The sequence below is a fragment of the Nocardia sp. CDC159 genome, assembly GCF_023740735.1.
Lineage (GTDB): Bacteria > Actinomycetota > Actinomycetes > Mycobacteriales > Mycobacteriaceae > Nocardia > Nocardia pulmonis.
Map to the genome: position 1 here is coordinate 13,163 of NZ_JAMRXH010000010.1, position 13,578 is coordinate 26,740.

13 protein-coding genes are annotated in these 13,578 nt (G+C 68.8%); 8 read left to right on the plus strand and 5 right to left on the minus strand.

All coding sequences use genetic code 11. The features are described from left to right. Positions 1 to 23: 23 nt before the first annotated feature. Positions 24 to 1,730, plus strand: a complete 1,707-nt coding sequence (locus tag NDR87_RS21990; protein ID WP_251915197.1) for a hypothetical protein — start codon at positions 24 to 26, stop codon at positions 1,728 to 1,730. Between the two features lie 72 nt (positions 1,731 to 1,802). Here NDR87_RS21990 and NDR87_RS21995 read toward each other — a convergent pair whose 3' ends face one another. From NDR87_RS21995 to NDR87_RS22005, 3 genes are all read right to left on the minus strand, one after another. Next, positions 1,803 to 2,708, minus strand: coding sequence for an LGFP repeat-containing protein (locus NDR87_RS21995; RefSeq protein WP_251915196.1), 906 nt, complete (start codon positions 2,706 to 2,708; stop codon positions 1,803 to 1,805). Between the two features lie 44 nt (positions 2,709 to 2,752). Next, the gene (locus NDR87_RS22000; protein ID WP_251915194.1) at positions 2,753 to 3,013 is read right to left on the minus strand and encodes a hypothetical protein; all 261 of its coding nucleotides are present in this window, start codon (positions 3,011 to 3,013) and stop codon (positions 2,753 to 2,755) included. A 114-nt stretch (positions 3,014 to 3,127) separates the two neighbouring features. Continuing rightward, positions 3,128 to 3,604, minus strand: a complete 477-nt coding sequence (locus NDR87_RS22005; protein ID WP_251915192.1) for a MarR family winged helix-turn-helix transcriptional regulator — start codon at positions 3,602 to 3,604, stop codon at positions 3,128 to 3,130. Between the two features lie 108 nt (positions 3,605 to 3,712). Here NDR87_RS22005 and NDR87_RS22010 point away from each other — a divergent pair, with 108 nt between their 5' ends. Beyond that, positions 3,713 to 4,858, plus strand: coding sequence for a cytochrome P450 (locus NDR87_RS22010; protein WP_251915190.1), 1,146 nt, complete (start codon positions 3,713 to 3,715; stop codon positions 4,856 to 4,858). A gap of 10 nt (positions 4,859 to 4,868) precedes the next feature. Here the strand turns inward: NDR87_RS22010 and NDR87_RS22015 are convergent, their stop codons facing one another. Next, complete coding sequence (locus tag NDR87_RS22015) at positions 4,869 to 5,207, minus strand: hypothetical protein (RefSeq protein WP_251915188.1); 339 nt, start codon at positions 5,205 to 5,207, stop codon at positions 4,869 to 4,871. A gap of 76 nt (positions 5,208 to 5,283) precedes the next feature. Between NDR87_RS22015 and NDR87_RS22020 the strand changes: the two genes are divergently transcribed. Then, the gene (locus NDR87_RS22020; protein WP_251915186.1) at positions 5,284 to 6,609 is read left to right on the plus strand and encodes an MFS transporter; all 1,326 of its coding nucleotides are present in this window, start codon (positions 5,284 to 5,286) and stop codon (positions 6,607 to 6,609) included. Positions 6,610 to 6,620: 11 nt separating this feature from the next. Here the strand turns inward: NDR87_RS22020 and NDR87_RS22025 are convergent, their stop codons facing one another. Further along, complete coding sequence (locus tag NDR87_RS22025; RefSeq protein ID WP_251915184.1) at positions 6,621 to 7,823, minus strand: sodium:proton antiporter; 1,203 nt, start codon at positions 7,821 to 7,823, stop codon at positions 6,621 to 6,623. A 180-nt stretch (positions 7,824 to 8,003) separates the two neighbouring features. Between NDR87_RS22025 and NDR87_RS22030 the strand changes: the two genes are divergently transcribed. From NDR87_RS22030 to NDR87_RS22050, 5 genes are all read left to right on the plus strand, one after another. Beyond that, positions 8,004 to 10,829 (plus strand): BTAD domain-containing putative transcriptional regulator, encoded by a 2,826-nt coding sequence (locus NDR87_RS22030; protein ID WP_251915181.1) that lies wholly within the window; start codon positions 8,004 to 8,006, stop codon positions 10,827 to 10,829. After that, the gene (locus tag NDR87_RS22035) at positions 10,819 to 12,018 is read left to right on the plus strand and encodes an MFS transporter (protein ID WP_251915179.1); all 1,200 of its coding nucleotides are present in this window, start codon (positions 10,819 to 10,821) and stop codon (positions 12,016 to 12,018) included. The genes NDR87_RS22030 and NDR87_RS22035 overlap by 11 nt, the downstream gene beginning before the upstream one ends. Before the next feature lie 226 nt (positions 12,019 to 12,244). Then, on the plus strand, positions 12,245 to 12,478 hold the full coding sequence (locus NDR87_RS22040) for a hypothetical protein (RefSeq protein ID WP_251915177.1): 234 nt from the start codon (positions 12,245 to 12,247) through the stop codon (positions 12,476 to 12,478). 12 nt (positions 12,479 to 12,490) lie between these two features. Next, on the plus strand, positions 12,491 to 13,033 hold the full coding sequence (locus tag NDR87_RS22045) for a YaeQ family protein (RefSeq protein ID WP_251915174.1): 543 nt from the start codon (positions 12,491 to 12,493) through the stop codon (positions 13,031 to 13,033). Positions 13,034 to 13,118: 85 nt separating this feature from the next. Continuing rightward, positions 13,119 to 13,577, plus strand: a complete 459-nt coding sequence (locus tag NDR87_RS22050; RefSeq protein ID WP_308212134.1) for an MmpS family transport accessory protein — start codon at positions 13,119 to 13,121, stop codon at positions 13,575 to 13,577. Position 13,578 lies beyond the last annotated feature (1 nt).

The window sequence follows — 13,578 nt, forward strand, 5'->3', positions numbered from 1 at the left end:
ACCTGGTGGAGGGTGGTTGAGTATTGACGGCGCGGCTGAGCGGTTCGGTCGAGGTGGTGGAAGGTGTTCGGGGACGGCGTGGTTGGTCGTGGCTGTCCCCGCTGGCGGCGGTGCTGGGCGGCGTATTACTGCTGGCCTGGCGGGCGAGCGAATACGGCAGCTGGATGGTGGACGACGCGGGTATCACCTTCGCGTACGCGCGCAGCGTCGCCGAGGGCGCGGGGCCGGTGTTGCAGCCCGGTGCGGCGCCGGTCGAGGGGTTCTCCAATCCCACTTGGCTTTTCGTGCTGGTGGTGGGTAAATGGTGCGGACTGTTCGACCACGGCGCCCTGTTCGGCATCCCCGATTACGTTCTCTATCCCAAGGCGATCGCGCTGATCTGCTGCGCGGGTATCCTCGCGGCCTGCTACCTGGCCGCGCGGCGGGTATCGCGCTGGCCCGCGCTGGTGACCCTCGTGGCGGGCGCCGCGCTGGCCGCGATCCCCTCGTTCGTGATCTGGTGCTTCTCCGGCCTGGAGAACGCGTTGTTCGCGCTGGCCGTGTCCGCGCTGGCCGTCCGTCTGTTCCTGGCGGTGCTGGACGAGCGACTTTGGACACCGGCGGTGGCGGTGACGGTCGGTGTGACAGCCGCGCTCGCCGCGCTGACCCGTCCCGACGGGCTGATCTATCTGGCCGCCTATCCCGTGGTGTCGGCGATCCTGGTCCGGCGGGCGACCTTGTCCGTGGCGCTGCGGTGTGGCCTGTATTCGGGCCTGGCGTTCGCGGTTCCGTTCGGCGGCTATCTGCTGTGGCGGATCGTCGAATTCGGCCGACTCGTCCCGAATACCGCGGTCGCCAAACAGCAGGCGATGCCGACCGTGCAGGATCTCACCCGGGCCGGGGATCTGGTGCAGTACGCGGGCGCGCCCGCGGTGCTCGTGGCCGTGGGAGTGGTCGCGCTGTCGCTTGCCCCACGCGGCAGATGGCGCGACGGCGTCGTCGCGCTCGCGGTGCCGCTGGTGCTGGCGGTGATCGCGTATTGCGTGCTGCAGCCGGACTGGATGGCGCAATTCCGGTTCGCCACCCCGGTGTGGGCCCTGGGGGCAATTCTCGTCGCGATCTCGGCCGAGCAGCTGCTGGCGCGGCTGCACCGGCGCGGCCAGGTGCTGGTCGCGCTGACGCTGATCGGTGTTCTGATCCCGTCGGGCTGCGCGCTCACCGTCTCGTCCGAATCGTTTCGTGCCGATCAGGACGTGCCGCTGTGCTGGATCGTTCTGCGGTTCGGGCGCATGGTCAACGGCTACGCGGACATTCTCGCCCTCCGGCACGGCACCCTGTTCACCCCCGATATGGGTGGAAGTTCGCTGACCTCGCGGCTGCGACTGGTCGACATGGCCGGTCTCGCCGATGCGCGGGTCGCGGACATCTACGCCGGTAAGGACCCCACTCGCCTAGGCGACTACGTATTCGACGAGGTCAAGCCCACCTTCGTGCACACCCACGGGGCGTGGATGCAGAACGGGGTCACCACCGATCCGCGTATCGAACGCGACTACTACCGGATCCATCGGTCCCCGGACCCGGACCGCCCGGACGAAGACTGGGTCCGCAAAGAGGTGGTCCGCGACGAACACCAGCTCGGACAGCTGCGTCGATACGCGGGTGAGGTCCTCCCGGGTCTGTGGCAGGAGTTCAGGACCTCGGGTTGCGGTCCGACCTTGCGACCGGGTCAGACCCTCGCGCGCACGTGATGTGGAAGTCGCAGACCGCTGCGCGCGGTGCCGCCGCATCCGGCGGCACCGCGCGGAGGTGCGGCGGCTAGATCACCGGTTCGCGCCCGACGGCCGCCACAGATGCGCCCCACCCGTATGCCGGGGCATCGAGGTCGTCGTCGTATGCGACCCGCCGGAACGACCGCGCAGGGCCATGGCCGCGAGGCCGCCCGCGGCCGCCGCGATGATCAGGCCGATCGGCAGCGCCCACCACTTCGCGTTGGAGTTGTTGTCGGTGGCGGGGGCCGCGCTGCCGCGATCCTCGGCCGGGGGAGCGGGGACCCCACCGGGCGCGGCACCCGGAACCGAGACGTCCAGGCCGCTCAGCTGACCGGCGACATCCGGTGGGACCGTGGCGAAACCGTCCGCCTGACTCCAGCGAATCTCGACGGGCGCGCCGTTCTGGCCGCTGAAGGTCTGGCTGTAGACGCCGTCGGCGACCGTGGTGTCGGAGATGGGGCTACCCATGACGCCGTCGCTGGCCTTCAGATGTGACCAGGCGGTTCGGATCGGACCGCGCACCAGCCACGCGCCGTTCTGCGGACTCCAATGGATGGTTGCCCCATCCGCTGCCGAGAATTCGCTGTAGCGGGCCGTACCCGCGACGGGCGAATCGGATTCGTCGTTCTTCGGATAGCCGAGGGCATCCGCCCCGCCCAGTGCGAGGTATTTGTCGAGAATCGCGCCGTACATCACCTTCGCGCCCGTATCGGGCGAGTAGACGATCTTGCCGCCGCGATAGTCCTGGGCCGCGCCGTCGGGCCCGAATGCGTATGGCGCGCCGACACTTTCGCCGAGCGGCGACGCCGCGCCGCCCTTTTCCTGATAGTGCGCCTTGATCGCAGCATCGGCGTCGGCGGTCTGGGCCGTCGCGGGTGGACTCAGCAACATGCCCGCGCCCAGTGCCAGGGCGAAGCCGGTGGCCGCGGCGGACACCGTTTTCTTCCACAAACTCATCGAAAGCCTCCTCGTAATTCGAAAGGGAATTCGACTCGTGTGAATCAGCGGACCTCGCCGGTCTTCGGCTTGGTGGCGAATCCGACGATCGCCGACAGCACGGCGCCGACCACGCCGCCGCCCGCGACCTGCGCGAGGATCTGGCCGAAGTCCAGTCCGCTGCTGGTCGCGGCCTGAATGATCGCCCCGGTGATGCCCCCGCCGACCGCACCCGCCGCACCGCTCACGACGGGTCCCATCGGACTCTTGGCTCCACCGACCCCGCCGCCTACGACCCCGCCGAGCAGACCCAAAAGCCACTCCATGCTTCCTCCTTCAAATATGACGGACGTTGCATAACCACACGATAGCCCGCAGTTCGCTGGATAAACTCGAAAACGGAGGAATGTAATTCCAGGAATGATCGGGTCGAAATTCCCTCACGAGCCGGAACGCAGGCGTCGGATCTCTTCGGCGGTACTCCGCTCGGCCGCCTCGAGAAAGCGGAGAATCGTTCGGATCTCTTCGTCGTCGAACCCCTCGAGGTCGGCCTCGGTGCGGGCGCCCAGCCCCGCGTAGGCGGCGGCGGCCCGATCGATGCCGGTGCGCGTCGGCTCGATGAGAACTCGCCTGCGATCGGTCGGATCGGGCACCCGCCGAACGCAGTCGGCCGCGACCAGTCGATCGATCATGCGCGAGGCCGATCCGGTCGTCAGATTCACCCGTTCGGCCAGTGCGCCCGGCGTCGCCGGACCGTACCGGTCCAGCACATGCAGACATTGCACGTCGGTGTCGGTCACTCCCAGCCTGGCGGCCACCAGGCCGTTGAGCTGTACCACTCGAATCGCCCAGGCTGGCACCGCGATCCTGGTGAGCTCGCCGACCAGCGCTTTTCGGTCCCGTTTCGACTCCGTCATGCCGCACCGATCCTCTCCGATCGCTGCGTCGCGCAGCGAATCCGTGCTACTTTTGCTGTGTCACACAGTCGCTGCGCGACGCAGCAATCCTACCTTCCGAGGAATTCGATGACCCTCGCCCCCGAGATCTCGCTCGACCCCTTCGTCCCCAATGTTCGCGGCATCGATGAACCCCATCCCGCCCGCGAGGCCCTGCGCGCAGCCGGTCCGATCGTCCGCGTCCATGCCCACGGCGGTCCCGTCTGGATCGTCACCGACGAGGCCCTCGCTCGTCGTGTGCTCGTCCACCCGCGGATCGTCAAGGACCCCGCCTACGCGCCACCGCACTGGGACCGCTGGGCCGCGGGCCTGGAACCCACCGCGGCCGAACAACTTTCGCTCACTACTTCCGACGGCCCGGCGCACACGGTGTTGCGCCGTGCCCACACCGCACTCTTCACGGGCCCGCGCATGCGTGCCGAGTTCGAGCGGATGAAGGCCACCGCCCACGCGCTGCTCACCGAATGCGCGAGCGGTACAACAGATCTGATGGCCGACTTCGCCACGCGCTACCCGCTCACCGTGATCTGCGAGCTGCTCGGCGTCCCGCCGGATCGCGTGGATCAGGCCATCGCCGCCTGTCAGGACATGTACAGCTACGGCGATGATCGCGAAACGACCGCCCGCGCAATGCATTCCTTCGCCGACCTGGCCGCCGCGGCGCTGCACGGCGACCGGCGCGGCCTCGCCGTCGAATTGCGCGACCGGCTGCCCGATGAGGTGACCGAGCCGCGGCTGCACTATCTGTTGTTCACCCTGATCTACGCCGGGCAGCTGACCACCGATGCCAGCCTCGGTTTCCTGCTCGCCCGGATCCTCGCGAAGCCGATGGCACACATCGCGGTCGACGATCTCGTCCGCGAAACCCTGCGCGTGCACCCACCCGCCCCCTTCACGCTGTGGCGCTTCACCGCGACCGAGATCGACCTGGGCGGAGTATCTCTCGCCGCCCACTCACCCCTGCTCATCGACATCGAGGGCATCAACACCGCACCGGGCCGCTCACCGGGCGCCGACCTGGCCTTCGGCGCGGGCCCGCACTACTGCACCGGAGCGCACCTGGCCCAGTGGGAACTGCGCGCGGTGGTCGAGGCGCTGCGCGAGGGCTTTCCGCGCGCTCGCCTCGTGGTGCCGTATTCCGAACTGCGGCAGATCAGCCGCGGCGGTATTCAGGGGAGTCGGTTGACCGCCCTCCCGGTGGCACTGCACGGCTGACGCCCGCGGATCAGCCCGACGTCAATCCGGTCGCGATCCTCACCACGACCTTGTCGCTGGTCACCTCCTGGACGGTGACGGTCCGCCCGTCGGCGGGTTGGGTTTCGCCGACCGGGACGGTGACCTTCTGTCCGGCCACCTCGAGGGTGACCATATTCCCGTCCACGGCAAGGAGTTTCGCCTCCACGCCGAGGATGCTGGCCTTGGCGTCGACGCCGCGGGCGAAGGTGACCGTGCAGGCGGTGAGGTCGCAGTTGGTGGTGGTGCCGGGGCCCTGGCTCGTGCAGGCGGATGCGAGCGGGGCGAGCAGGACGAACGCGCACAGGGCGATGAGCCGACGGACGGGCATGCGGCCAGTGTAGAGCGGCCGGACGTTTCGGGCATCGTCTCATCCGAACACGCCGTTCTCGCCTACGCTGCGCTGCATGAGCGAAGCTCCGGGACAGGCCGCCGTCGGACAGGCCACCGCGCGGCGGCACGTGGTCGCGTGGGGGCTGTGGGATTGGGGCTCCTCGGCATTCCACGCCGTGATCCTCACCTTCGTCTTCTCCGTGTATCTCACCGACAAGGTGGGCGACGACCTGCCCGGCGGCACCTCGGCCAGTGTGTGGCTCGGCTGGGCGCTGGGCCTGTCCGGGCTCGTCGTCGCGCTCACCGCGCCGATCAGCGGCCAGCGCTTCGACGCGACCGCGCGCCGCAAGTTCTCGCTGGGCATCCTGACCGGATGCGTGGTCGTGATGATGGCGGGCCTGTACTTCGTCCACGACGACTACCGCGATCTCTGGCTCGGCCTGCTGCTGCTCGGACTCGGTTCGGCCGCTTTCGAATTGGCGAATGTGCCCTACAATGCCATGCTGCGGCAGGTCTCCACCCCGGCCACGATCGGCCGGGTCTCCGGATTCGGCTGGGCGATGGGCTATTTCGGCGGCATCCTGCTGCTGTTGCTGTGCTACGTGGGCTTCATCGCGGGCGATGGTGACACCCGCGGTCTGCTCGGGGTGCCGACCGCCGACGGGCTCAACATCCGGCTGATCGCGCTGCTCGCGGCGGTATGGTTCGCGGCCTTCGCGCTGCCCGTGCTGCTGATGGTGCCGGAGGTGCCGCGCACCGACGCCGATCCGGGCGCGGCGCGCGCCGGTTTCCTCGCCTCCTACCGGGTGCTGTGGCGCGATCTGCGCGAGCTGTGGGCGGTCGATCGGCGGACGGTGGGATTCCTGTTGGCCAGCGCGATCTTCCGGGACGGTCTGGCCGGTGTGTTCACCTTCGGCGCGGTGCTGGCCGTGCGGGTCTACGGCATCGGTGACGACGATGTGCTGCTGTTCGGCATCGCGGCGAATGTCGTTGCGGCGCTGGGCGCGATCGTGGCCGGGCGCTTCGACGACACGATCGGGCCCAAGGCGGTCATCGTCGTCTCGCTGGTCTCGATGCTGGCCTGCGGCCTCGCCCTGCTGATCGTCTCCGGGCCCGCGATGTTCTGGATATTCGGCCTGCTGCTCACCATCTTCGTCGGTCCGGCGCAGTCGGCGGCGCGCAGCTTCCTGGCCCGCCTCGCTCCGCCCGGTCGGGAGGGGCAGCTGTTCGGCCTCTACACCACGACCGGCCGGGCGGTGTCCTTCCTGGCCCCGGTCATGTTCGGCCTGTTCGCGTGGCTGTTCGGGGCCGATCGCGCGGGCATCGTGGGACTGCTGCTGGTCCTGGGCGCGGGCCTGGTCGCCCTGCTCCCGGTGCGCTCGCCGGAGCGGGCCGGATAGCGATACCGCCGTCAGCGCCGCGCCTGGCGAATGCCGCCGACCAGCCCGGTGGCCGAGGAACCGATGCCGTGCAGCACGACGCTGCCGAGCACGGTGAGGACCATCGCGGTCACGGTCGTGTCGGCGTCGGCGTTGCCGAGCTCGTTGAAGGCCAGCAGCCCGAAGACGATCGAGGTGGTGCCACGGGGACCGAGCACGCCGAGCAGGACGCGTTCGCGGGCGGTGAAGCGGGAACCCCACAGCGACAGCAGGATCGGGACGACGCGCACGACCGACAGCGCGGCCAGGCAGTAGACCACCATGCCCCACTCGACACCCTGTGCGATCGCATAGACCGCGACCCCTCCGAAGACGAACCACATCACGATCGTGAGCAGGAATCCGATATCGTCCACCAACTCCAGCTCCCGCCGATACGCCGGTGAGCGCCGAATCGCATTGACCACGAGCCCGCAGACGAAGGCCGCCACGAATCCGTTGCCCTGCACACCCACCGACACCGCATACGACAGCAGCGGGGCCGCGACGAGCGCGATGCGCTGGGATTGCTCGGTCGAGAACCCCCGCCGCTCGGCCGCGTTCATCGCCCAGGCCAGCCCGAATCCCACCAACAAACCGACAAGCACCGCCGCGAGCGCCGACGGCACCGCGGTCCGCAGGGCATCGGCCAGGGTCTGCGCCTGTGAACGGTGTCCGGCCAGCACCAGGGCGGCCAGAAACACCGGAGAGACGATCCCGTCGTTGTAGCCGCCCTCCACGGCGAGCAGATCTCGCACCCGCCGCGGAATTCGTTTGTTGCGCAGTATCGATGCCGCGGGAGCGAAGTCGGTCGGCACCACGACGCAGGCGATCACCAGCAGCACCGCCCACGACGCCCCAGGCAGCAACCAGGCCCCCAGCCCCACCGCCAGCGCCAGGCTCAGCGGCAGCGCGATGAACAGCACGCGCAGCGCCGAGCGCGGATCATGGCCGAGCGGCCCGCCCCGCACCTCGGTGGCGTCCACGAACAACAGCACCGCGAGGATGATCTCGACAATGTGCAGCGCGACCTCGGTATCGAGCCGGTCGGCGACGGTGGCCCGAGTGGAGAACCCCACCGCTATCCCGGCGCACACCACCATGATCGGGGCGGTGATGCGCCACTGGTGTATCCGCGCCGCGAACAGCGCCCAGATCACCACGACGACAGCGACGACGACGATCGATAGGAGCACGCCAGCATCCTGCCAGCGTCCCGCCCGTCCGGTCGGTCGCCACGCGACGACGACGAAGTCATCCGTCTTTCAGAGCGGAAACTCTCATCCGAGATTGTTCCACTCGCCGGGCATGACCGCCGATAATCTCTTCGATGATGAGCAGGCCCCGTAGCGACTCAGCCGAAATGGGGGCACACCGTGGAGTTCCGGATCCTGGGCCCGGTGGAACTGCGCACGAACGAGGCGGTGATCGCGCCGGGCGGACATCGTCAGCGCACGCTGCTGGTGGCACTGCTGTTGCGTGCCAACACACCGGCGAGTACCGCCTATTTGAGTGAGGCGGTCTGGGAGCGTCCGCCCTGTTCACCGGAGTCGAATCTGCGCACCTACATCGCCGAGCTGCGCCGGTGGTTGCATCGGTCCGGCGTGCACGAATCCCGGCTGCAAACCCGCCCCGGCGGCTACACCCTCGTGCTCGAGCCCGGCGAATCGGATCTGGCAAACTTCGAGGCGCTGGTCGAGCGCGGAACGAGACGGTGGAATGACGGCGATTCGGCCGGGGCCGCAACCTGTTTCGGGCAGGCGCTCGATCTGTGGCGCGGCGAACCGTTCGAGGACCTCCCGTCGCCGAGCGCCCTGCTGCGGGCCGAGCGCACTCGCCTGGAGGATCGACGCCTGGCCGTCGTGGAGCGCTACGCCCGGGCACGGATCGAGCTGGGCGAGGCCGACGCCGTGCTCGGCGAACTACGCGTGCTGACGGCGCGGTACCCGATGCGCGAGGAATTGTGGCTGTTGCTCATGCTCGCGCTGTATCGCGGCGGCAGGCAGGCCGCGGCATTGCAGACCTACACCCAGGCGCGCCGGAACATAGTGGAGGCATTGGGGATCGAGCCCGGCCCGCGGCTGCGCGCCCTGCACCAGCAGATCCTGGTGGCCGAGCCGCCGCCGGCGGAGGCGGCCGTGGCCGACATCAATCCGCCGGTCCGCCCGGCGATGCCGAAACCTCGTCAGTTGCCGCCCGACGTTCGTCACTTCATCGGCCGCCGAGCCGATCTCGCGGCGCTCGACGAGATCGCCGACTCGGCCTCCGCCGGCGCCGCACCCGTGGTGATCTCGGCGATCGCGGGTATCGCGGGCGTGGGCAAGACCGCCCTCGCGGTCCACTTCGCACACCGGGTCGCCGACCGCTACGGTGACGGTCATCTCTACGTCAACCTGCGCGGTTTCGATCCGCAGCAACCACCCGTGCCCGCCTCGGAGGCGCTGGGCCGGTTTCTGCGCGCCCTCGGCGTCATCGCCGAGCAGATACCCGCCGATCCGGCCGAGCGGGCCGGGCTGTATCGCACGCTGCTCGCCGACAAGTCGGTGCTGATCGTGCTGGACAATGCCGCGACCGCCGAACAGGTCCGCCCGCTGCTGCCCGGCTCGCCGTCCTGTCTGGTGCTGATCACCAGCCGTAATCAGTTGCACGGTCTGGTCGCGACGCACGGGGCGCACCAGGTCACCCTCGATACCCTCCGGCCGCACGAGACGGTCACCCTGCTGCGCGAGATCATCGGCCCCGACCGCGTCGACGCCGAGTCGGGCGCCGCGGGCGGGCTGGCCCGGCTGTGCGGCCACCTGCCGCTGGCGGTGCGCGTCGCTGCGGCCAATCTCGTTGTCCGCCCTCATGATTCGATCGGGCAGCTGGTTGCGACGATGGAGCGCGACGATCGGCTGGTGGCGCTCGAGGTCGGCGACGACGCCGAGGCGAGCGTTCGGCGCGCCTTCGAATCGTCCTACCGAGCGCTGAATCCGGAGCTGCGTCGGCTGTTCCGGCGTTTGGGGCTGGTGCCCGGCGCGGATTTCACCGTGTACGTGGCCGCCGCTCTCGTCGAACGGCCGGTGGCGCAGGCGCAGTCGCTGCTCGACGGATTGGCCGCCGCGCACCTGGTGGAACCGTACGCGCCCGGGCGTTATCGGCTGCACGATCTGCTCGGTCTCTATGCCTGCGACCGCGCCCACGCCGACGAGCACGAATCGGAGCGCGAGCACGCCGTGCGCCGCCTCGTGGAGTGGTACCTGTACGCGTGCGCCGCCGCCGACCGCGCGCTCATGCCGCAGAAACCCCAGATCCCCGACCTCGCCCCGCCCGGACCGCACCGCGAGACACCGGATCTCGCCACCTACGACGCGGCGCTGTCGTGGTGCGATGGCGAACAGCAGAATGTCGCGGCCGTCATCCGCGTGGCGGCGCGGCGCGAACTGCCAACTCACGCTTGGAAACTCGCTGTCTCCCTATGGCAGTACTGGTATCAGCGCAGGCAATGGCACGAGGCGGAAGCCGCGTGCCGAATCGGCCTGGAGTCGGCCCGGCGCACCGGCGATCGGCACGGCGAGGCGTGGATGCTGACCCAGCTGGGCATCGTCCTGTTCGAATTCCGTCGCTTCGACGAGGCCGTCGACCATCAGCGGCGATCCGTCGCCCTCTTCCGGGGCGAGTTTCCCCCGGGCGAGGCCATGGCGCTGGAAAACCTGGGTTCCGCACTGGCCAGGACCGGCCGCTTCGACGAGGCCGTCGAGTGTCATCGGCGTTCCCGGAATCTGTTCCGGGAAGCGGGAATTCGCGGCGGCGAATGCATCGGCGAGTACGGCCTCGCCCTGACGTATCAGGTCATGAACCGTTTCGACGAGGCCCTCGACCACTTCGGCCGGGCCCTGGCCATCGCCCGGGAGATCGACAGCCACTGGGGTGAGGGGTGGTGCCTGCTCAACGTGGGCAAGATCAGACGGCAGCAGCACCGGTTCGACGAGGCCATCGACTATTTCGAACGCAGCGCCGAGGTCTTCGCCGCGATGGGCTACCGGTGGGGCCGGGCCGCCGCGATGACCGAACTGGGTCAGGCACTGCGCCAGACCGGTCGCGCTGATGCGGCGCACCGCTGTCTGAGCACGGCCCGAATCATCCTCGACGAATTCGACGATCCCGAGTCCCCCGAGATCCGCGCGCGGTTGGAACGCTATCGGCACGGCCGTGAGGACTGAGTTCGTGTTCCCGGTGTGGCTGGGGCTGGCCAATCTGTCGCTGTCGATGGCACTGCTCACCCCGCCGCTGGTCACCCTGGCCCTACGCGTGCATCAGATCGATCCGGCGCAGCAGAATGCGAGCCTGGGCTGGGTGCTGGGCCTCGGCGCGTTCGTCGCCCTGATCGCCAATCCGGTGGCGGGCCGGATGTCCGATCGCACCACCGCGCGGATCGGCCGCCGTCGACCGTGGCTGGTCGGCGGCCTCGTCGTCGGTGCGGCCGGGCTGGCCGTCTGCGCGACCCAACCCTCGATTCCCGGTGTGGCGCTGGGCTGGTGTCTCGCGCAGGCCGGTTTCAACGGCACCCTGGCCGCGCTCACCGCCACCGTCGCCGATCAGGTTCTCGATCAGCGCCGGGGCGTGGCCGCGGCGGCGATGGGACTGGGGCAGCTCGCCGGGGTGGTCGCCGGGTCGATGGTGGTCGGCGCCTGCGCGGATCACATCGCGCTGCAGTTCCTGCTCCCGGTCGTGCCCGCGCTGTTGCTCGTCACCGGGTTCGCCGTCGTTCTGCCCGACCGCGGGGGTCCCATCGATCGGCCCCGGGCCGGGCGTATCCTCGCCGGTCTCGTGGCGGGCCTGCGCCGTAGCCGGGACTTCCGTTGGGCCTGGCTGTATCGCTTCCTCACCGCATTGGGGATCGCGACGCCGCTGAGTTATCTCGCCTACTTCCTCACCGATCGACTGGATATCGATCCGGAGCAGGTTGCCGCGAATGTCTCGGGTCTGGTCACGGCCACCTTCGGGCTCACGGCCGTGGCCGCGGTGCTGGGCGGGTGGTTTTCCGATCGAGTCGGGCGGCGAAAGGCGTTCCTGCTCAGCGGTTCCGGGCTCATGGCGGTCGCCATGACGGCCCTCGCCGTCGCGGACCGGTTCGCGTGGGTACTGGTCGCCGCAATGGTGTTCGGGATCGGCGTGGGACTGTTCATGTCGGTGGGTCTCGCGCTGGTCACGCAGGTGCTGCCCGATCCAGAGACGGCCGCCGCGGACCTCGGGGTCGCCAATATCGGCACGGCATTGCCGCAGATCCTCGGTCCGCTGGCCGCGCCCGCTCTACTCGGTGGTGGGGGTTTCGCCGCACTGCTGGCCTTTGCCGCCCTCGCGCATATGGCCGCGGCCGTCGCGCTGACCCGCATCACCGGCGTGCGCTAGTGCCTGGGCGGGAACCGGGCCGGATCTGGGCGCGCCCGCGCGCAAGGTGAGTCCGAAGCCCGCGGGGGCGGGCGGGAATCGAAAACTCGAGCGCGAGGAGCGATATGAAGGTAAGGACGACGCTGATCGCGGTCATCGGCAGCGCGGCGGTGCTGCTGAGCGGCTCGGCGGGCCTCGCATCCGCCGGGAACGCCCGGTCTCCGACCCACCGGGGGAGTGGTCGATCGTGGAGGACGCGGCGCCGTGCGGCTACACCGGTGTTCATCCGGTGCTCAGGAGGGGGAGCACCGGCGAGGCCGTGACGCACGCGCAGTGCCTGCTCGTCGAGATCTGGAGCTACGACCTCGGGCCATCGACGGGCAGTTCGGCGCGCGGGCTCACCGTCGAAGGCATCGCCCATGAGTCGGAACCGGGCGGCGGCTTTCCCGTGGGGGCGGGAAAGCCGTTGCGGCGGCACTAGACTGCTGAGTCCATGGCCCTGAGCGCGACCATGCACGTTTTCACCGTCCACCTCGCCGATGTCGATCGCGGCGTCTACGAGGAGTTGGAGCTGCGGGTGGCACGGCATCCGTCCGAGACGGCGGAATTCATGCTGACGCGGCTGCTGGCCTACTGCCTGGAGTACGAGGCGGGGATCGCATTCAGCGATGGCGGGGTCTCCGACGCCGACGAGCCCGCGGTGCTGGTGCGGGATCTCACCGGGCAGGTGAGGGCCTGGATCGAGATCGGAGCGCCGGATGCCGAGCGGGTGCATCGGGGGAGTAAATTGGCGCAGCGGGTCGCGGTGTACACTCATCGGGATCCGATCAAGGTGTTGAATGCGCTGTCCAGCAAGCGGATTCACCGCGGCGCGGATATCCCGGTGTACAGTTTCGATCGAGATTTCATCGGTGCCGCCGTCGATGCCGTCGATCGGCGTAATGTGGTGAATCTGTCGGTCACCGAGGGTCTGCTATATCTGAATCTGAATGGGGTGGACCTGAATACGGCGATTCATGAACATCGCCTGCAATAGGTGAGCGCGACCACTTGCCGGCTCGAGTACCGCATGCGTCACACCCTTGTTTTCACGTGAAACTTTAAGTGTTACGTTTCGTCACGTGCAGTCGCGAAACGATCGATTCGAGCTGAGTCCGGGGCGTTCCCGGTTCGCTCGGTACTGGATCGTGTTCGTCGTGGTGGCCGGGCTCGTGGTGGTCGGACTGATCGTTTCGCAGCGTCGGGACGTGGCTACCGCCGGTCCTGCCGATTTGCGTCTTGACCAGGCCGTTAACATGGATATGGGCGATCGGACCGTCACCTACGAGATCACCGCGGAGGGGGCGGCCACCGGCCAGATCGCCTATTTGGACGATCGTTCTATGACGCAGCGGGTCTCCGATTCGCTGCCGTGGTCCCGGCAAATTCATACCGGTGGCAAGCCGATTCCGGCCGGTGTCGTCGCGCAATCCGAGGAGGGTGCGTTGACCTGCCGCATTCTGGTGGACGGAAAAGAACAGACCCGCGATTTCGCACCGGGCCCGCACGCGGCCGTCAACTGCAATCTGGTGGCGGTTTAGA

What these genes read in the sequence shown, in the direction of transcription:
- NDR87_RS22020 (WP_251915186.1), top strand. Translation starts at nt 5,284, where the DNA reads ATGAGCGAAGCTCCGGGACAGGCCGCCGTCGGACAGGCCACCGCGCGG.
- NDR87_RS22015 (WP_251915188.1), bottom strand. Translation starts at nt 5,207, where the DNA reads ATGCCCGTCCGTCGGCTCATCGCCCTGTGCGCGTTCGTCCTGCTCGCC.
- NDR87_RS22005 (WP_251915192.1), bottom strand. Translation starts at nt 3,604, where the DNA reads ATGACGGAGTCGAAACGGGACCGAAAAGCGCTGGTCGGCGAGCTCACC.
- NDR87_RS22045 (WP_251915174.1), top strand. Translation starts at nt 12,491, where the DNA reads ATGGCCCTGAGCGCGACCATGCACGTTTTCACCGTCCACCTCGCCGAT.
- NDR87_RS21995 (WP_251915196.1), bottom strand. Translation starts at nt 2,708, where the DNA reads ATGAGTTTGTGGAAGAAAACGGTGTCCGCCGCGGCCACCGGCTTCGCC.
- NDR87_RS22010 (WP_251915190.1), top strand. Translation starts at nt 3,713, where the DNA reads ATGACCCTCGCCCCCGAGATCTCGCTCGACCCCTTCGTCCCCAATGTT.
- NDR87_RS22000 (WP_251915194.1), bottom strand. Translation starts at nt 3,013, where the DNA reads ATGGAGTGGCTTTTGGGTCTGCTCGGCGGGGTCGTAGGCGGCGGGGTC.